Origin of the sequence: Fictibacillus sp. B-59209, from assembly GCF_036216745.1 — a bacterium.
Lineage (GTDB): Bacteria > Bacillota > Bacilli > Bacillales > Fictibacillaceae > Fictibacillus_C > Fictibacillus_C marinisediminis.
Window position 1 is genome coordinate 66,921 of record NZ_JARMMC010000029.1, and the last position, 16,981, is coordinate 83,901.

At 40.5% G+C, this 16,981-nt stretch carries 24 protein-coding genes and 1 riboswitch; of the genes, 19 read left to right on the forward strand and 5 right to left on the reverse strand.

Features of this window, described 5'->3' with window-relative positions:
• Positions 1-157 precede the first annotated feature (157 nt).
• Positions 158-931, forward strand: coding sequence for a helix-turn-helix domain-containing protein (locus P4361_RS20495; protein ID WP_328090777.1), 774 nt, complete (start codon positions 158-160; stop codon positions 929-931).
• Between the two features lie 30 nt (positions 932-961).
• Entirely contained in the window at positions 962-1,396 is a 435-nt protein-coding gene (locus P4361_RS20500; protein WP_328090778.1) for an SRPBCC family protein, read from the forward strand.
• A gap of 67 nt (positions 1,397-1,463) precedes the next feature.
• Here the strand turns inward: P4361_RS20500 and P4361_RS20505 are convergent, their stop codons facing one another.
• On the reverse strand, positions 1,464-2,342 hold the full coding sequence (locus tag P4361_RS20505) for a metallophosphoesterase family protein (RefSeq protein WP_328090779.1): 879 nt from the start codon (positions 2,340-2,342) through the stop codon (positions 1,464-1,466).
• Between the two features lie 169 nt (positions 2,343-2,511).
• Between P4361_RS20505 and P4361_RS20510 the strand changes: the two genes are divergently transcribed.
• From P4361_RS20510 to P4361_RS20540, 7 genes are all read left to right on the forward strand, one after another.
• Positions 2,512-2,985 (forward strand): GNAT family N-acetyltransferase, encoded by a 474-nt coding sequence (locus P4361_RS20510; protein ID WP_256227661.1) that lies wholly within the window; start codon positions 2,512-2,514, stop codon positions 2,983-2,985.
• Positions 2,986-3,055: 70 nt separating this feature from the next.
• Positions 3,056-3,355, forward strand: a complete 300-nt coding sequence (locus P4361_RS20515; RefSeq protein ID WP_328090781.1) for an antibiotic biosynthesis monooxygenase — start codon at positions 3,056-3,058, stop codon at positions 3,353-3,355.
• A gap of 15 nt (positions 3,356-3,370) precedes the next feature.
• Complete coding sequence (locus tag P4361_RS20520) at positions 3,371-4,129, forward strand: alpha/beta hydrolase family protein (RefSeq protein ID WP_328090782.1); 759 nt, start codon at positions 3,371-3,373, stop codon at positions 4,127-4,129.
• A 149-nt stretch (positions 4,130-4,278) separates the two neighbouring features.
• Positions 4,279-4,743: an SRPBCC family protein gene (locus P4361_RS20525; protein WP_328090799.1), complete on the forward strand. Its 465-nt coding sequence runs from the start codon at positions 4,279-4,281 to the stop codon at positions 4,741-4,743.
• Between the two features lie 33 nt (positions 4,744-4,776).
• Positions 4,777-5,742 carry a DMT family transporter gene (locus P4361_RS20530; RefSeq protein ID WP_425590296.1) on the forward strand — a complete coding sequence of 322 codons (966 nt, stop codon included), beginning with the start codon at positions 4,777-4,779 and terminating at the stop codon, positions 5,740-5,742.
• 405 nt (positions 5,743-6,147) lie between these two features.
• The gene (locus P4361_RS20535; RefSeq protein WP_328090783.1) at positions 6,148-6,570 is read left to right on the forward strand and encodes a DUF1801 domain-containing protein; all 423 of its coding nucleotides are present in this window, start codon (positions 6,148-6,150) and stop codon (positions 6,568-6,570) included.
• Between the two features lie 37 nt (positions 6,571-6,607).
• A complete protein-coding gene (locus tag P4361_RS20540; protein ID WP_062238951.1) occupies positions 6,608-7,237 on the forward strand; it encodes a YczE/YyaS/YitT family protein in 630 nt (209 codons plus the stop codon).
• A 164-nt stretch (positions 7,238-7,401) separates the two neighbouring features.
• Here P4361_RS20540 and P4361_RS20545 read toward each other — a convergent pair whose 3' ends face one another.
• Complete coding sequence (locus tag P4361_RS20545; protein WP_248251316.1) at positions 7,402-7,827, reverse strand: hypothetical protein; 426 nt, start codon at positions 7,825-7,827, stop codon at positions 7,402-7,404.
• Between the two features lie 270 nt (positions 7,828-8,097).
• Between P4361_RS20545 and P4361_RS20550 the strand changes: the two genes are divergently transcribed.
• The 6 genes from P4361_RS20550 to P4361_RS20575 all read left to right on the forward strand — a co-directional run bounded on the left by P4361_RS20550 (position 8,098) and on the right by P4361_RS20575 (position 12,270).
• On the forward strand, positions 8,098-8,634 hold the full coding sequence (locus P4361_RS20550) for a GNAT family N-acetyltransferase (protein ID WP_265408712.1): 537 nt from the start codon (positions 8,098-8,100) through the stop codon (positions 8,632-8,634).
• A gap of 107 nt (positions 8,635-8,741) precedes the next feature.
• Positions 8,742-9,008 (forward strand): hypothetical protein, encoded by a 267-nt coding sequence (locus P4361_RS20555; protein ID WP_328090785.1) that lies wholly within the window; start codon positions 8,742-8,744, stop codon positions 9,006-9,008.
• Between the two features lie 146 nt (positions 9,009-9,154).
• A riboswitch (purine riboswitch) is annotated at positions 9,155-9,258 on the forward strand.
• Between the two features lie 134 nt (positions 9,259-9,392).
• Positions 9,393-10,274 (forward strand): 5'-methylthioadenosine/S-adenosylhomocysteine nucleosidase, encoded by an 882-nt coding sequence (locus tag P4361_RS20560; RefSeq protein WP_328090786.1) that lies wholly within the window; start codon positions 9,393-9,395, stop codon positions 10,272-10,274.
• Between the two features lie 248 nt (positions 10,275-10,522).
• Complete coding sequence (locus P4361_RS20565) at positions 10,523-10,912, forward strand: YybH family protein (RefSeq protein WP_328090787.1); 390 nt, start codon at positions 10,523-10,525, stop codon at positions 10,910-10,912.
• 178 nt (positions 10,913-11,090) lie between these two features.
• Complete coding sequence (locus P4361_RS20570; RefSeq protein WP_328090801.1) at positions 11,091-11,315, forward strand: GNAT family N-acetyltransferase; 225 nt, start codon at positions 11,091-11,093, stop codon at positions 11,313-11,315.
• 115 nt (positions 11,316-11,430) lie between these two features.
• Positions 11,431-12,270 (forward strand): DUF2935 domain-containing protein, encoded by an 840-nt coding sequence (locus P4361_RS20575; RefSeq protein WP_062238943.1) that lies wholly within the window; start codon positions 11,431-11,433, stop codon positions 12,268-12,270.
• Positions 12,271-12,346: 76 nt separating this feature from the next.
• On the opposite strand, the gene P4361_RS20580 is transcribed toward P4361_RS20575, so the two are convergent.
• Together P4361_RS20580 and P4361_RS20585 are read right to left on the reverse strand one after the other, a co-directional pair.
• Positions 12,347-13,411: a P1 family peptidase gene (locus P4361_RS20580; RefSeq protein ID WP_328090788.1), complete on the reverse strand. Its 1,065-nt coding sequence runs from the start codon at positions 13,409-13,411 to the stop codon at positions 12,347-12,349.
• Between the two features lie 30 nt (positions 13,412-13,441).
• Entirely contained in the window at positions 13,442-13,795 is a 354-nt protein-coding gene (locus tag P4361_RS20585; protein WP_248251324.1) for a VOC family protein, read from the reverse strand.
• Positions 13,796-14,078: 283 nt separating this feature from the next.
• Here P4361_RS20585 and P4361_RS20590 point away from each other — a divergent pair, with 283 nt between their 5' ends.
• On the forward strand, positions 14,079-14,522 hold the full coding sequence (locus P4361_RS20590) for a DinB family protein (protein WP_328090789.1): 444 nt from the start codon (positions 14,079-14,081) through the stop codon (positions 14,520-14,522).
• A 26-nt stretch (positions 14,523-14,548) separates the two neighbouring features.
• Here the strand turns inward: P4361_RS20590 and P4361_RS20595 are convergent, their stop codons facing one another.
• Positions 14,549-14,932, reverse strand: coding sequence for a DUF2809 domain-containing protein (locus tag P4361_RS20595; RefSeq protein ID WP_425590297.1), 384 nt, complete (start codon positions 14,930-14,932; stop codon positions 14,549-14,551).
• 194 nt (positions 14,933-15,126) lie between these two features.
• Between P4361_RS20595 and P4361_RS20600 the strand changes: the two genes are divergently transcribed.
• From P4361_RS20600 to P4361_RS20610, 3 genes are all read left to right on the forward strand, one after another.
• Positions 15,127-15,690 (forward strand): GNAT family N-acetyltransferase, encoded by a 564-nt coding sequence (locus P4361_RS20600; protein WP_328090792.1) that lies wholly within the window; start codon positions 15,127-15,129, stop codon positions 15,688-15,690.
• Positions 15,674-15,859: a hypothetical protein gene (locus tag P4361_RS20605; RefSeq protein WP_328090793.1), complete on the forward strand. Its 186-nt coding sequence runs from the start codon at positions 15,674-15,676 to the stop codon at positions 15,857-15,859. Before P4361_RS20600 ends, P4361_RS20605 begins: the two co-directional genes overlap by 17 nt.
• 112 nt (positions 15,860-15,971) lie before the next feature.
• The gene (locus tag P4361_RS20610; RefSeq protein WP_328090794.1) at positions 15,972-16,814 is read left to right on the forward strand and encodes an aldo/keto reductase; all 843 of its coding nucleotides are present in this window, start codon (positions 15,972-15,974) and stop codon (positions 16,812-16,814) included.
• The last annotated feature ends 167 nt before the right edge of the window (positions 16,815-16,981 follow it).

The following is a 16,981-nucleotide window of genomic DNA, read 5'->3' on the forward strand; positions in this document are numbered from 1 at the left end:
AAGGAGGAGGACAGACTAAATTTAGCTGTCCTCCTTTTTTTATGGAAAGGTTATTGACGAAGATTTTAGAACGTGTTACCATTAGGTCACTTATTACATGTGACCTTTTATTCACATGTTTAACCAACCTATCTATTTTACTGAAAGGATCGTTGAAATGGATGAAAACCTTTCTATCGTATTTAAAGCATTAGGACACCCGATCCGAAGGCGAATTCTCGATATTCTCAAGCAATCGCCGAAAACAACAGGTGAACTACACGAATTCTTTCCGGAAGTCACCAGGTACGCCATCATGAAGCACTTGAAGATTCTGGAGGAAGGGAACTTGGTGCTCGTTCGGCGTGAAGGTAAATATAAAAGGAACTTTCTGAATGCGGTGCCTCTTCAAGAAGTGCATAACCGCTGGGTAGGAAAATATATGGAGACAACGGCCAGCTCGTTGTTAAATCTGCAGTCGGCTGCAGAACAAAAGGGAGGAAAAGAAACAATGGCAAACACTAAGGATTTTCATATTGAACAAGAGGTATTCATCAGTGCATCAAGGGAAGATGTTTTCAAAGCGTTAACAGAAAAGGCGGGAGATTGGTGGGAGTTTCGTATCGCACCAAAAGAAGTGTCTTCTCATTTTACATTCGATCCCGTACCAGGAGGGCTCTTCATGGAAAAATGGGGAGAGAATGAGGGAGCAGTTTGGGGCAATGTGTATTATGTAAATGCTCCTGAAGAAATTCGTCTGCACGGACACCTTGGCATGCGGGGAGCTGTAAACAGCGCCTATACGTATCGTCTTCTCGAGAAAGAAGGAGGAACATTGCTTCAACTTTCTCATTCAGCATCTGGTATCCTGCAAGAGCAATGGGAACAAGAACACGCTAAAGGATGGGAGTATCTTCTTGGAACCCTTCTTAAAAATTACGTGGAAAATTAATGATAGCTGTGATAATCGGAGGAAGCCAAGATGGTAGACGTTTTTACCGAAATCAACATTAACCGCCCTGTATCACAAGTATCAGAGTATGCAGCAGATCCTGATCATGCGCCTGAGTGGTATGTGAATATCCATTCCGCTGAGTGGATCACGCCAAAACCGCTCAAGGTCGGTTCTCAAATCGCTTTTAAAGCGAATTTTCTTGGCCGGGAACTTGCTTATGTTTATGAAATTATTGAATTTATTCCGGGAAGCAAACTGGTGATGAAGACAGCTAACGGACCTTTTCCGATGGAGACCATCTATACATGGCATGCGATTGATCAGGATCATACACGCATGACATTAAGAAACAAAGGCATACCAAGCGGCTTTTCCAGGATGTTTTCTCCTTTTATGTCTTCCATGATGAAGAGAGCAAACATGAAAGATTTAAAGAAAATAAAAGACATGCTTGAAAAATGATCTGCAAGAAAGGCTGGCCACAACTACTCATTATGCTCGGTGAGTACCTGGGTCAGCCTTCTTTTTTTTATAGCCCCGGCACACGGGCAGGCGTATAAGACATTGCTGGATTGGAAGTATTTAAGTTATTCCATGTTACTGCATAGTAATTGGGGCAGTCTGGCCGGCTTGTTACGTTTCCGCCGCATCCTGTAATGAGGTATGGAATCTGGACGGAGGTGCCTCCGAGTGTCGTCTCGATCGTATATTCGTAGCTCGTATGACGATGATGGTTGAAGATCGCTTTTACGCTGGTGTTGATGTTTTGAAAGAAGGCATCGGTTTCGGGAGTTGAAAGAACTGCATAATGACCTTCTGGAAAGCTTCTATTTTTGCCCACTCTTAAAACGGCATGGAAATCGATGAGAACAGGGCTTGATGCAGCTGTTCTTTGTTTGAGCCAGGCCAAATCGGCCGGACGAAAGTAGGGAGCTCCGGCTAATCCAGGGAAATACGTCGGAATCCGAATAAGATGAACGTTTGCCCCGTGTATATGAATATCCTGGCGGACGCTTCCTATATATTTTTCAAAGATTCGAGTGGGGAGGTCGCCATTTTCCCAGATCATATCGTGGTTGCCGATACTAACAAAGATGGGGAGACTCGCCGGGAACAGGACTTCCTTAGATACGGCCGCAAAAGCTTTCATATTTTCGTCTTTATTTCCCTCACCGATCGTATCGCCGCCATGCACAACAAAAGAGGCGGTGCTGCTGTAATTCATCGCCATGTGCTGTAAAATCCTGCGATATCTCTCTCCTGCTGTATCGAGTATATAACGATTTCGTATACGGTCATAACCCGTTGTCCTTACATGACTGTCTCCCAGAACAAGAAAGGTCAGCCGATCTGAAGGGATATCTTTATGATTCAAAAGCTGAAGAGATTCGGTATTCAATCTTGCCATCACGTAACCTCATTTCGTTTCCAAAATCCATGTTGATTTATCCTATGTTCGTTTAAGGCTATTGTTTATAATAATCTGAAACCACAAGAGGAAACAGTAGAAGGTAAAAATCTAGGCCGTGGCGAATTAGGAATCATAAATCAACTGACTGAAACTGAAGGGGATTAACATGCAGTTATCGATTGTAGACATCAATGAGGATTTTGCAGTAAATATTCTGAATTGGAGATATGATGCTCCTTACGATTTTTATAACAATGAAGTAAGCCCTGATTCTATGAAGGAAATGCTGGAAAACTCGTATCGAGTGATCTTGGATCGATATCAAGGTATCGCAGGCTTTTTCTGTACCGGAAGTTCGGCTCAGGTACCAGCTGGTCACCAATATGGTGCTTATTCTGATGATTTGATTGATCTTGGGATTGGGATGAACCCTGAGCTAACAGGCCAGGGTTACGGTTCTGAGTTCTTTTCGTTTATTCTTCGCCATATTCAAGCTGCCTTTAGCGGTGTTTCCATTCGTTTAACGGTTGCAGCATTTAACCATCGAGCCATTCATCTTTATGAGAAACTTGGTTTTGTTAAGCAAATACAGTTCAATAATGGAAGAACTGATTTTATTACGATGGTCAAACCCGTTTAGTGCCAGGATACGAGTTGCTTTGTCAGCTCTTTTTTTCGAATGATATACTTTTATAAAAAGGGGTAATGACATGATCTTGGAAGCCGTTATGCTTCAGGTAAAGAGAGGCATGGAAGAGGAATATGAGGAAGCGTTTCGTAAGGCGTCAAACATCATTTCCTCCATGAAGGGATACCGATCTCATGAGTTGCAGCGATGTATGGAAGTGAATGGGAAATATTTGTTAATGGTGAAGTGGGAGAGCTTAGAAGATCATACGGTAGGCTTTAGGCAATCCAGTGAGTATCAAGAATGGAAGCAGCAACTGCATCATTTCTATGATCCCTTTCCAACGGTTGAGCATTTTGAACGTGTTTCAATAGAAGATTAAGGGAGGTGGATTTGTATGGAATATTCCATAACACTTGAAGTCAATGGGTTAACCCTGCGCGGGATGGCTCATAAACCGGAATCAGACGGCTCATCAAAAAGTCCTGTGGCTATTCTTTTTCATGGGATAACGGGTTCTAAAATTGATGATCATTTCTTGTTGGTGCGATATGCCCGTGAACTGGCAAAACAGGGGATCGGCTGTGTGCGGTTTGACTTTTCGGGTTCGGGTGAAAGTGATGGTTCTTTTTCAGAGATGACCTTCAGCGGGGAAGTGCATGAGGGAATAGAAATCGTGAATTTCGTTAAAAAGTTGGACTGGGTGGATTCAACGAAAGTTATGTTAGTGGGGCATAGTATGGGTGGTGCGGTGGCTGCCCAAGTGGCCAAGGAAATTCCTAATGACATACATAAAGTTTGCCTATGGGCACCAGCTGGCAACATGAATAAGCTGGCTGCTTCTTATTTTGAAAAATACCCCAAGCTTTCGAACGGAAATGTGGATTTAAATGGACTTGAGCTGGGCCGTGGATTTTATGAAGATTTAAAAGATCGTAATCTCTATCATGAAATCACATCATACACTAATCCGGTCATGATTATTCACGGGACAGAGGATGAAGCGGTTCCTCATGAATATGGACAAAGGTATTACGATACGTATGTGAACAACAATCGCGGCATTCATTTAATGGAGGGTGTTAACCATGTTTTCGGAAGACTGAGCTGGATCGATGAACTGTTTGATCACAGTATTCAATTTTTGAACAACTAAAGTGCAGTTTCCGCTTTCTATAATAAACTCCTAAGCAGGATTCTCCCATAACAAAGAGAAGTGTACACAGTGATCAAAGCTTATTCGTTAGCAAAATCAGTATTTGTTTATCGTGCTGTGCTTCATCCATAATGAAGGGAGATCTAATGATGCCTGAGCTATACCATGCACCGGTTGTAAGAGCAGAAATGCTTATTAGAAGACCGGTGGAAGTCGTATTTGAGGCTTTTATTGAACCGGCGATTACGACCAAATTTTGGTTCACTAAAAGCAGCGGAAGAGTAGAAGAGGGAAAAAAAGTCAAATGGGAATGGGAGATGTACGGTGTATCGGATCGCGTTTTTGTAAAAAGACTAGAGGAAAACGAACGCATTCATATTCAGTCGTCGGACGGTACAGAGGTGGAGTGGACCTTTGTTTCCCGAAAAGAAAACGAGACGATGGTCACGATACTTAACTCAGGATTTAAAGGAAGTGGAGATGAGATCGTAAATACCGCCATTGATTCCATGGGAGGGTACACGATGGTCCTCTGTGGATTAAAGGCGCTCCTGGAACATAACATCATCTTAAATCTTGTGCCGGATAAAGCGCCCGACTTTCATGTTAAATAAAACATCGGTCCGTTTCGTTATATTGGTTTAAGAATGGAGTTGCTTCTGCAGCTCTTTATTTCTGTCCGTTTAAATAAGAAAGAACTGAAGGTGAATGAGTTGAACGCAAAGACTTTCTTTATGGCACTTATTACAATTATCATTTGGGGATCAACATTTGCGGCCATCCGGGCGGGGCTGCATGGCGGTTATTCGGCGGGACACTTAGTTCTCATTCGTTACTTAATAGCATCCGGTGCTTTTATCCTTTACGCTCTTTGGCCGGGTGTGAAATTTCGGCTGCCGAAAAAAGAAGATCTTTTTAGGCTTCTGCTGCTTGGATGGATTGGAATCAGCATCTATCACATAGGGGTAACGTTCGGTGAGCAGACCGTATCGGCAGGAACCGCCGGCATGCTGATTGGAGCAGCGCCTGTCTTTACGGCGCTCATTGCTGTTTTCGTATTAAACGAGCGTTTAGGGAGATTTGGATGGCTAGGTCTTGGCATCGGTTTAGCTGGCGTTATATTGATTACGTTGGGTAGTGCTGGCCCGTCCCTGACGATTTCTAAAGGAGCTTTTTTAGTATTAATGGCTGCTGTCGCTACGTCTGTCTTTTTTGTTTTTCAAAAACCGTTCTTACATCGATATACGCCGATTGAACTGACGGCTTATGTGACCTGGGCGGGTACACTGCCTTTTTTCTGGTTCTCTCCTGGACTCTTTGACTCCATTCAGCACGCTACTATGGAAGCCAATATATCGGCGCTTTATGTAGGGATTTTCCCGGCGGCGATCGCTTATGTAACGTGGGCGATTGCTCTTTCGTCAGGCAATGCCAGTTCTGTGGCGAGCATGATGTACCTGGAGCCGGCAATCGCCATACTTACCGCATGGGTTTGGCTGAACGAGTGGCCGAGTACCCTTTCGCTGATTGGAGGATTGGTTGCCATATCGGGTGTTCTTGTCGTTAATGGCTTGGATAAGAAGCGTGTTACGGCGGAAAAGAAGTCAGCATAAATGTTATATCGACTCAAGTGTTAGATCTTACAATAAAGCTCTGTTAGTCCATGTTGTTGATTTTTGGTGGGAGAAAAAGACTTGAGGGCTCTTTTAAGCATAAGAAAATCCACAAATAGGAGAGAAGTTTGGAATAGATAAACAGCTTTCTGACTATATCAAGAAGGCTATATCACACATTTAATGAATTAAAAACTCGTTTTTCTTTATAAACTAAGCCGTATGAGAAATATAGCATACGGTTTTTTAGTTGTTCATTTTGAGCTAACGGGCATGTTAGTTAAACACGGAATAAAAGGATTTGTACCAAGAAACGCAGAATATAGACATCTATCACAGATTGAACCGGTGAGGCAGGAATATCGGCAGTAAAACTAAGACTAAAGAAAAGGAGAGAATCTAATCATGTACGAACTAAAAACCAAAGAAACCGACAGTAGTGTCATTGAGTTTATTGAAAATGTTGAAAGCCCTAAAAAACGTGAAGACGCATATAAATTATTAGATATTTTTACAGAAGCGACAGGTTATGAACCGAAGATGTGGGGACCGAGTATTATTGGATTTGGTGCATATCATTATAAATATGAATCCGGTCATGAAGGCGATGCGCCACTCGTTGGCTTTTCACCTCGAAAAGCTAAAATCAGTTTGTATTTTGCAACGGGTGACACGAAACGTGAGGAATTATTAAAGGGCTTTGGCAAACATACCACTGGAAAAGCGTGCGTGTACATAAATAAGGTAGCAGATATTGACGTTGATGTCTTAAAATCATTAATCAATCAATCTGTAAGGTTTTTGAAAGAAACCTATACAAATCATTAAATAATCGGGCAATAAGCAGGGGAATTGAGGTATAGAGATGAATAAATCGCTGCGAATCTTACGGCTTTTGTTTGGGCTTTTTTTATTTGCGTTGGGCTCTGTGATCGTTATGAAAGGAAATTTAGGCTTTGGTCCTTGGGAAGTGTTTCAGGCAGGGCTCACCAACTATCTTCCATTGACCATCGGGCAAGCTACCGTTCTAGTAAGCGTGGTTATTGTTGGTTTGATTATCCTGCTGAAAGAGAAAATTGGAATCGGCACCTTGGCCAATATGATTCTGATTGGATTTTTCATGGACTTCATTTTATGGACCGATGTACTGCCGAAGGCGCCCGGTTGGCCCAGTGGCTTGGGTATGCTGATGCTGGGGCTGTTTACCACAGCGTTGGGCAGTTATTTTTACATAAGTTCTGGCTTTGGGGCGGGGCCGCGTGATTCACTCATGGTGTCGATCCGTAGGCGCACGGGTCTTCCAATTGGGGTCTGTCGTTCTTCATTGGAATGTTCAGTTGCACTGGTCGGTTGGCTGCTGGGAGGGCCACTAGGGATGGGAACAGTGGTTACTGCATTTGGACTTGGAGTATTTGTTCAGCTGATCTTCCGTCTTTTCTCTTTTGAAACAACGACAATCCATCATGAGAACTTGCGGGAAACCTTTAAAGCGTAGGCTTTTTTTGAATATGTAGTTCTTGTGTTGGGAGGATGATGTTTACTAGTCTGATGATTCATAAGGAATACCCCTTAGATTATAATCTAAGGGGTGAAATTTTCTCAGCTTGATGGAACAGCATCGCTAATACACGCGTGTGTTATGTGTTGAATAACATCTCTTTAACAATTGGAATTGGTGCGCGCATCAATAACAGTACACTGTCTGGCACCTTGGCGAATTAATCGTCTCGCTTCTTCCATGGAAATCTTTACAAATACTGCCTCATCAAAATCGTTCTCCACATCAAACAATGCAAAGGCCTGATTACGGTTAATAAATATACACTTAAACTCAACTTCAACACCGTTTCTTGATCTAGGTGCAGAATTTCGAACTTCACACAATTCCAAACCAGCATTGTTTAATCGTCTTGCAGTCGCTTCATTTATGCGAATAATCACAAATTCCTCTAGATCCACTCCAGGAACCTCTGACTCAATTTCCACCACCGCGAAAAAACGGTTTCCAAGTACCAAAAGGCAATTAGCACCTATTTCAAAAATTTCTTCGTTGTTCATATTCATATCCCTATTGAATAAACTCATAAACTTTTATCCCCCTCGTAGTTAAATCCGTTGAATGGATGCCGGTATAGCCACTTGGTCTTCATGGCAAAAAGATAATCTTCCTTGCATCATTCACTTTAGTATATTCTGCACAAGCACAATTGCTACTAAAATAGTGATTTAACTATTAGGGCATTGGTTTTCCCCTATTAATTTTTTTTAGTCTAACCAGCTTGCCTGAACAAAGGCTTTTTAGCCGACGCTATAGAATAATTACTGTAGCTTTATGAAGCAGAAAGGGAGAGTTTCGTGTTAAATGTTGAGATTAGAAGGCCGGCGATTGAAGATCTTTCACCGTTACATGAATTTTTCCGGATCGTCATTACAGATACCTTTGCTAAAGAGGGAATCGAAGAGAAGCTGGATGATCTAAAGGATGAAATTGAGAGTAAGAAGCGTTATTTAGAAAGTGATTTAAAAAGCGAAGGAAAGGATCGCCATTTCCTAATTGCGATAGAAAGGAATCAAATGGTTGGTTCCATCGAATACGGTCCCGCAAGTGAACTTATCTGTACTTGTACAAACGGTGCTCTAAAAGAGCTGATTGAGATCGGTACTGTATTTGTTCATCCTGACTATCAAAGAAAAGGGATAGGGAATCTTTTATTGAACACCATGTATGCCACGCTGCGGAATAGAGGCATTAACGAATTTTGTTTAGACAGCGGGTACCGCAGCGCACAAAAAATTTGGACAAAGAAATTTGGCGAACCGGATTACTGGCTTAAGGATTATTGGGAAGAAGGCTTTGACCATATGATATGGAAAGTAAATGTATCTGTTTAATAACAATAGAGGGGAAGAAAGAGTGATGACTTGATTAGGAAAGTACTACCTTTGAAAACCACACCATAAGCTTCCTTAGTAATGAAAAATACAAAAGGGGTTTTATCATGCGGCAGATAAAATTTATGCTGAAACAATTTCTAAAGGAGCCTATGTGGTTTAAATTGCTAATCATTGCAGCGTTACTTATTTCTATTGTCTTTAGCAGTTCATATTTTTCACACCATGCTTATGATGAGAGCATCTCCAAATTAGCTGCGGCTATCTTTTTAGGTGCTTATGGAATTAAATTTAGGAGAAGTCCTGTAACTTCTATTATTTTATTTGTTGCAGCAGCTATAGGCATTTATCTAGCCATTTCAGCAGTAGTCTAGCAGTGAGGCGGTAAATATAAAAATACTCCGCAATTCGAATCAAAGAACTTAAATAGCCGGTAAAAACCGAACAATAAATTTATTAATGTAAATAAAATTCGTATTTTTATTGTAGATTTTTTAGTTGTTTGCTATATTATCAAAGTAATCAACTATATATCATTACTCGTATATGCTCGGAAATATGGTCTGAGTGTCTCTACCTGGTTCCCATTGCAAGAACTGGACTACGGGTTAAAGTATTCGATTTTTTAGCTTTTTTCAGCTGATTTCATTTTGTATACTTTGACTTTCGCCGGTCCAGTGGGTAGAACGCTACCTGTCTGGACTTTTTTCTTTGGGCCAGATCTTCGAGTATATCAAACAACTAGGAGGATCATGGATATGAAAAAGATGAAAACAGGATACGCTCTATTAGTGGTGGTTACAGCACTGTTACTTGCGGCGGTTGCAGGATGGAGATCTGATTCACCGAATGAAACAGTACAAGCCAAGTCTCATCATAAGCCGATTGTTATTCAAGGACCGATGCCGATTGAAGCTGAAAAATTTGCACAAAAGCTAAAGAATGTGAAAGTAGAAAAATCAGGCACTTTTGTATTTTATAAAGGAACTCTAAACTACTATCCTGTTATCGTTGCACAGACAGGTAAGGGAATGGAAAATACAGCAGCCGCTACAGCGATCGCTATTGAAAAATATCATCCAATTGCCATCATCAATCAAGGAACATCAGGCGGACATGATCCAGAACTGAATGTTTTTGATATTGTGTTAGGAAAACAAACAGTAAATCTAGGTTCTTTAAAAACAGGGGAGAAGGGTGAAGGCGAGGGAATGGATCCTGCAGCATGGAAGCCGATGGATCTTATGGCTTCTGAAGGAAGTGCAGGAGAAGATCCGAATGCTGAAAAACCTCGTTTCTACGCAGGGAATAAGGATTTGCTCGAAGCGGCTAATGAAGTTAAAGATAAATACACCAAGGGTAAGGTTGTCGAAGGTACAATTGGTTCTGCAGACGTTTGGAACAATGAAGTGGATCGAATCAAGTGGTTCCATTCGAAATACGGCACATCAGTTGAAGAAATGGAAGGAGCTTCAGCGGCACAAATGGCTCAAGCTTATAATGTACCATTCTTGGGAATCCGAGTATTGTCCAATAATAAAACGAATGGCGGTAAATACAACCCCAATACAGCAGAAGCATGTCAAAACTATGTTTATCAAGTAGTTGAAAAATATATTTCTACAATACCTAACAAATAATAGGTTCCAAAGAGGGGCTGTCCTGAAAGTCGAAAATTGACCTTCAGGCAGCTCCTTTGACGTGAAAAATCTTCAATGAAAAGTTGATTGGAGTGCAAGGTGCGAGACTCCTGCGGGACTAGCGAACAGGTGAGACTCCCGCAGGCNNTCTTGGACAGCCCCTTTTTATATGAACTAAAAGGAAAGTTAAATAAACATGTGTAATACAGATAGAAATAGATGTGCAGCAAAGTTGGGAGGAATATAGTATGGAACATGTTTTAAAAGAGTTAATTAATAAGTGTGACTTGGCAATAAAGAAGGAAGATTTTGATACGTTGATGAACTACTATACTGATGATGCAGTTCTGGTTGTAAAGCCAGGAATGATTGCACGAGGTAAAGTAGAAATCAAAAAAGCATTTATTGCCATTGCAGAGTATTTTAATAACAGTATTGTACCAACGCAGGGGGAAATGACTATTTTAGAGGCTGGAGACACTGCGTTAGTTATTTCCCAAACGCTGCTTGCTGCCGATAAAAATGATTCCGAATATTCTATGGATAGAAGAGCAACATACGTGTTTAAGAAAAATTCAAACGGCGAATGGCTTTGTGCAATTGATAACTCATATGGTACTGACTTAATTAATAAATAGAGTTTTCAACGATCAGGGAGGAAGTGGAAATGAAAATAACTCAACAATGGAATCAAGAAGATAGTGATTAAATTTCGCTGATGAGACCATACATCCCGTCAAAAACATTAGCTTTATCCTTTGAGGTGAAGATGGAAGCATTTTAGGAGGTATAACAGGAAAAATATCTTCGTCACTTATAGTAGATTACTTATGGGTGGATGAATCACTAAGGGGTAAAGGATTATTAAAGCGTATAGAGGAAATGGCGCGAGAGAATCATTGCAGACTGGTACAACTGTTTACATTCAGCTTTCAAGCTCCAGATTTTTATCAAAAGAATGGATATGAAATTGCAGGTGTAGTACAAGAAAATCCTACTAAGGAACATCAGCAGTATTATTTAATGAAGAGACTCAATTAAACAAAAAAACGAAAATAAGCTGCCAAATCAGGCAGCTTATTTTCGTTGAAGGTATTTTTATTTGAATTTATTAATAAGGATAGAATAGACGTTGTATTTACTGGGAGGGTTAGGAATGAATGGAGATGAAACCATATTACATCCTGATACAGGTGTAACTTCTGGGATTTTTGTTGAGCGATCATTAAATGAAATTCGTTTTTGGTCTAGAATCATGAAAGAACATTCTTTATTTCTGCGATTGGGTTTTAGAGCGGAGGATACTCAATTAATCAATGAGGCTAATCAATTTTATCGATTGTTTGAACGGATCGAACAAACCTCACATTCCTTTACAAATCAAACAGATCCTGAGCAAATAAAAAGATTTAATACAGAAGTACAACAGGCTGCAACCAATATTTTCGGATTTAAACGAAAAGTACTGGGATTGATTCTTACATGTAAATTGCCAGGGGCAAATAATTTCCCCCTGTTAGTTGATCATACAAGCAGGGAAGCTAATTATTTTAGAAAACGATTAGGCGAATTAAATGAAGGTAAAATGAAACCTCTTCCTGATGCCATTATAAAAGAAAATGTCTTCTTCTTAAGGATTATGGCAGACCATGCTAAATTTATTGGTCATCTACTGGATCCGTCTGAAAGGAAGCTAATTGATATAGCCCGAAATTTCAGCAATGATTTTGATCAATTGATGTATCAAGCAAGAGACTTAGAATCTATGAAGCCACAATCTCAAACGGTTCCTCTTTTAGATCAATTCCTGGATCAGAATCGTGTGTCGGTCTCATCTCTTCGGGACTTCAAGAAAACGGCACGTGATTTAATCGAGCAATGTAAAATAAAGAGTATCATTCATCCGCTATTAGCAGACCATGTTTTCCGTGAAGCTGATCGATTCCTTGAAATAATAGACATGTTCGATGCTCATCTTACAAGCGGCACCCCATAATCAAAATAGTAGTCCATAAGCTGAGGAGCTAACAATTTATTGTTAGCTCCTTTTTATTGAGCCCTTTGGCTTCACGTTACGCCAATCTAATATTAAATTCCTGAATTAAATCTTTAAAAGCAGGCCTTTCATTTCCATCTCTTCCGACGACATGCGTGGCTGTCACTAAAGAATTTAATACGGACTCTTCAACAGCCTCCCCAACGGCCCGAAAAGCCGTATCCATATCTTCCTCATGAATCGCAGGAATGCTTAAACAGTGGTTTGGGTTGTCATGAGGGATTTTAGTGGCGGTTGAAAAACCAATAATAACTTCTCCGCTGCCATGCGTAATGATGGATCCTGTCCGTGATAGGCCGGCAACCGACCGCTTGATGATGCGATTGAGCTGACGTTCTGAAACCGGCAGATCCGTGGCAACAATGATCATAATCGATCCTTTATCCTTTTCCTCCCAAGATCGGAGCAGCTCTTCTTTCAGCTCTTGCCCAATCGCCCTGCCATTCATCATGAGATCACTTAAAATACCAAAGTTCGATAGGACGAGCACCCCAATGGTGTACTCTCCATGAGCCAATTGAAACTGTCTTGAGGCAGTGCCGATTCCTCCTTTTAAGGAATAACAAAGCATGCCCGTTCCCGCTCCAACACTTCCTTCCTCAAATTCAGTTGAAGCGTTATGTATGGCTTGAAAAACATGTTCCTTCTCAATAAATTGAGCTCTTACATCATTGAGGAACATATCATTGCATTCCCCGATGACGGGATTGACCGTCCCAGTCGATCGGCCGATTTCCGGGTTCTGCTCCAGCATGTATTGAATTAAGGCATCTGCAGCTGTACCGATACTTAAGGTGTTTGTTAAAATGATGGGCGTTTCTAACACACCCAACTCTTGCATTTGAATGGTACCCATCGTTTTTCCAAAGCCATTGATAATATGGCTTGATGCTATCAGTTTTTCCTTAAACGTGTTGCCAGTGTGAGGAAGGATGGCTGTTACTCCCGTTTGCATGCTCTGATCACTAAGTGTTACGTGGCCGACTGTAACGCCTTCGACATCGGTAATTGCGTTATAGCGTCCGGTTTCTAAGCATCCTATTTTAATACCATAGTCGCGTATTCTTTTTTGGTGACGCATTGAAAAGATCACCTTCCATCGTTATTGTTATCAACACTTACAAATCATGAGATGATTTCCATCAGGGTCTCTAAAATTAAAATAGTGATGATGTTCAATTCCAGTGATTAAATCAACCTTCTTTTTTTTCATAAACTGATAGGCTTCTTCAATATTTTCTGTATTGAAATGAAATAAGGGGGTTTTTACGATATTTTCTTCTGAAAAAATCTTGCTGTCTAATACAATCCCTGTACCATTCATAGGTATGACATAAATATGACCGAACTGTATTTCTCCATCTGCTTGTAAACCTAAAATGTCACAATACCAATCTCGAGCTTGTTCGATGTTGCTTACTGGAATAAAGACCGTTCCGATTTGAGTTAAAACAGGACTATTCAAAAAATCCCTCCTAATTATTTTCTGGTACCCTTATCTATTACATTCACTTTTTAATAAAACTATCCTGTCTGTTATTTGGACATTTTACATAATAATCCTTGGAAAAGTTTAATGCATTGCCTGAGGATAAGAAGCCGCAAACCTATGTTATCCCCGATCATGAAAGCGAGTTTATTAAACAGGCCTGTTTATTTATCATCAAGAAGGACTATAGCCTCTTCATGCAGAAAAGAGTAGGAAAAATTTCTGACCCTTTGTTTAGAGAAATGATGGAGGATGTTAAATGAATAAGTTTGTGTCTGAGCTAGAAAGTAATCTATCTTCAATGCCGAAAAGAATTAGCAAAATTTCGGATCTCGAGGCCAAACCTCTGCCGTCCAAATGGTCTAAAAAAGAAATTCTTGGACACCTTTGTGATTCGGGTAATGTGAACCACCAGCGCTTTGTTGATATCATCGCCTCAACTCAAGTGGTTACCCTGAAGAGTTATAATCAGGACTTTTTTGTGGAGATTCATGACTATCAGCATTCATTTACTGTTGAAGACATTCTTCAGCTATGGATTTCAATCAATAAACAGATCGCGGCACTTCTTGTGAATGTTTCGGAGGAACAATGGAAGCTTAAATGTCAAGTAGATGCACAAAACATTCAAACGTTAGAGTGGCTGGTAAGGGATTATATTGATCATATGAACCATCATCTTGGACAAATTTTGGCGGATTGAATGAGGCCTGCCCAGAAATTGGCGATTTATTTGTGGAGAGTGAACATAAATGTCATTTTATCCAAGATAGTGGCAATCAGGATTCCTGCTGTGTACCGAATCAGATCTACAATAAGAAAACCTTTGCCCAGGATCAATGCTCCGAGCATTGTATCACGAATAGGATTGATCCAGTTTTCCTGATACAGCTGACTGAATTCAATGCCGAAGCTGAACAAAAAACTGAGCCATAAAGCTGTGTGCAGGCTTTTACGCACCAGTAATAAACGGAATCCGAAATAGACCATCATGGCCCATAGCACATCTCCGGCGTTCTGCGCTGCAACTAACGGAAAAAGATGGCTCCACTTTCTGGAGGCGAGCCCTAAAAAAATGGTGATACCAACAGCTATACTATAAGCTATCCTCATTTTACGGTAATGAGGTTTTATCGTTTCCTTTTTAGTAGTCAATCGAATCCCTCTTTACCATGATATTGATATTCATTGTACTATAAAGGTTCATTAGTAAATGAAAGTAGAGCAATCTTTTGTGTAGGGAGTGCTGATTTAAGGTTGTTATCCAACTGGAGGAAGAGTATTTAGCGAAACAGAGGGGTATTGCTATGAATCCGATATTAATGGAAGTTCCAACTCAATTAGAAACTGAAAGACTGATCCTTAGAGCTCCTTTACGTTCTGGAGATGGAGAGATCGTCAATCAAGCTATAAAAGCATCTTATCAAGAATTAAAAGTGTGGCTGCCATTTGCTCAGACCCTTCCTGCTGTAGAAGAAACAGAAATTAACTTGAGGGAGGCCCATATCAACTTCCTAAAAAGAGAGAACTTTCGTTTCCTGATTTTCCATAAGGTATCCAATGATTTTATAGGAACCACCAGTCTTCAAAGCATCGATTGGGATATCCCAAAATGCGAGATTGGATATTGGATCAATACCAAATTCAGCGGCCAAGGTTATATGACAGAAGCTGTAAAGAAATTAACGGAATTTGGTATGGAACAGCTGCAATTTAAAAGAATTGAAATCAGATGTGAGTCTACAAATACGAGAAGCCGTTCTATACCTGAAAAATTAGGCTTTTCATTAGAGGGCATTCTCAAAAACGATGATTTATCTGCAGATGGAACCAGACTGACTGATACTTGTGTTTATGCGAAAACGAGTTGAGCAGGTACAGGATATTGCTGAAGAAGGAATGAATGAATGCTGTGAGCTAAAGGATCAAACGTTTAACGATACGGTTGAATATGAAGGCAACCCAAGCAACCATACAATGGAGCTTGTGGCATATAGCCTGATCATAACAGATATCACTTTGACAGGTACCAAAAAGTAATCAAAGAACTTAATAGTTCCTACGTCACTTTAAAGTGCGTACTTCTCATTCTGCTGTTAATATTCAATAATTATCTTGTTTGATTGGCTCTTAAACAAGAGGAGGAAAAACAGTGGCAAATCATTTACAGGATACAACCACTTTGCATAATGGAGTAAAAATGCCTTGGTTTGGATTAGGGGTATTTAAAGTTGAAGAGGGGCCGGAGCTGGTTAATGCAGTAAAAACAGCAATTCGGCATGGCTATCGCAGCATTGATACAGCAGCCATTTATGAGAATGAAGAAGGCGTCGGAAAAGGGATTCAAGAAGGTTTAGCTGAAAGCGGCGTTGAAAGGCGAGACCTATTTGTGACATCAAAAGTCTGGAATGCTGATTTGGGCTATGATTCAACAATAGCGGCTTATGAAGAGAGCTTACGGAAGCTTGGTCTGGAATATCTCGATCTTTATCTCATTCACTGGCCTGTTGAAGGTAAGTATAAAGATGCTTGGAGAGCTCTTGAAACATTATATAAAGAGGGCAGAGTCAAGGCGATAGGGGTAAGTAATTTTCAAATCCATCATCTTAAAGATTTGATGAAAGATGCGGAGATTAAACCGATGATCAATCAAGTTGAATATCATCCGAAATTGAGCCAAAAGGAGCTTCAGGAGTTTTGTAAAGCACAGGGTATTCAAATGGAGGCCTGGTCTCCCCTCATGCAGGGGCAGCTTCTGGATCATCCTGTTCTAAAGGAGATTGCAGATCTTCATAACAAGTCTGTTGCTCAAATTATTCTAAGATGGGATTTGCAAAATGGTGTAATCACAATTCCAAAGTCTACAAAGGAACACCGAATTATTGAAAATTCCATGGTCTTTAATTTTGAATTATCGGATATGGAAATGAATCGAATCAATGAACTGAATCAAAATCTTCGTGTGGGTCCAGATCCCGATGATTTCGATTTTTAATTAAACTTTAAAGCATACAGAAAAGGGGCTGTCCAGAAAGTCGAAAATTGACCTTCAGGCAGCCCCTTTTTGGCTTGAAAAATCTTCAATGAAAAGTTAATTGAAGTGGAAGATGCGAGACTCCTGCGGGACTAGCGTGACAGGTGAGACTCCCGCCGGTGCTTGCA

Excerpts from the sequence above, each read along its gene's own strand:
- P4361_RS20495 (WP_328090777.1), top strand. The coding sequence starts at position 158 with ATGGATGAAAACCTTTCTATCGTATTTAAAGCATTAGGACACCCGATC.
- P4361_RS20500 (WP_328090778.1), top strand. The coding sequence starts at position 962 with ATGGTAGACGTTTTTACCGAAATCAACATTAACCGCCCTGTATCACAA.
- P4361_RS20505 (WP_328090779.1), bottom strand. The coding sequence starts at position 2,342 with ATGGCAAGATTGAATACCGAATCTCTTCAGCTTTTGAATCATAAAGAT.
- P4361_RS20510 (WP_256227661.1), top strand. The coding sequence starts at position 2,512 with ATGCAGTTATCGATTGTAGACATCAATGAGGATTTTGCAGTAAATATT.
- P4361_RS20515 (WP_328090781.1), top strand. The coding sequence starts at position 3,056 with ATGATCTTGGAAGCCGTTATGCTTCAGGTAAAGAGAGGCATGGAAGAG.
- P4361_RS20520 (WP_328090782.1), top strand. The coding sequence starts at position 3,371 with ATGGAATATTCCATAACACTTGAAGTCAATGGGTTAACCCTGCGCGGG.
- P4361_RS20525 (WP_328090799.1), top strand. The coding sequence starts at position 4,279 with ATGCCTGAGCTATACCATGCACCGGTTGTAAGAGCAGAAATGCTTATT.
- P4361_RS20530 (WP_425590296.1), top strand. The coding sequence starts at position 4,777 with ATGGAGTTGCTTCTGCAGCTCTTTATTTCTGTCCGTTTAAATAAGAAA.
- P4361_RS20535 (WP_328090783.1), top strand. The coding sequence starts at position 6,148 with ATGTACGAACTAAAAACCAAAGAAACCGACAGTAGTGTCATTGAGTTT.
- P4361_RS20540 (WP_062238951.1), top strand. The coding sequence starts at position 6,608 with ATGAATAAATCGCTGCGAATCTTACGGCTTTTGTTTGGGCTTTTTTTA.
- P4361_RS20545 (WP_248251316.1), bottom strand. The coding sequence starts at position 7,827 with ATGAGTTTATTCAATAGGGATATGAATATGAACAACGAAGAAATTTTT.
- P4361_RS20555 (WP_328090785.1), top strand. The coding sequence starts at position 8,742 with ATGCGGCAGATAAAATTTATGCTGAAACAATTTCTAAAGGAGCCTATG.
- P4361_RS20560 (WP_328090786.1), top strand. The coding sequence starts at position 9,393 with ATGAAAAAGATGAAAACAGGATACGCTCTATTAGTGGTGGTTACAGCA.
- P4361_RS20565 (WP_328090787.1), top strand. The coding sequence starts at position 10,523 with ATGGAACATGTTTTAAAAGAGTTAATTAATAAGTGTGACTTGGCAATA.
- P4361_RS20575 (WP_062238943.1), top strand. The coding sequence starts at position 11,431 with ATGAATGGAGATGAAACCATATTACATCCTGATACAGGTGTAACTTCT.
- P4361_RS20580 (WP_328090788.1), bottom strand. The coding sequence starts at position 13,411 with ATGCGTCACCAAAAAAGAATACGCGACTATGGTATTAAAATAGGATGC.
- P4361_RS20590 (WP_328090789.1), top strand. The coding sequence starts at position 14,079 with ATGAATAAGTTTGTGTCTGAGCTAGAAAGTAATCTATCTTCAATGCCG.
- P4361_RS20595 (WP_425590297.1), bottom strand. The coding sequence starts at position 14,932 with ATGAGGATAGCTTATAGTATAGCTGTTGGTATCACCATTTTTTTAGGG.
- P4361_RS20600 (WP_328090792.1), top strand. The coding sequence starts at position 15,127 with ATGAATCCGATATTAATGGAAGTTCCAACTCAATTAGAAACTGAAAGA.
- P4361_RS20605 (WP_328090793.1), top strand. The coding sequence starts at position 15,674 with ATGCGAAAACGAGTTGAGCAGGTACAGGATATTGCTGAAGAAGGAATG.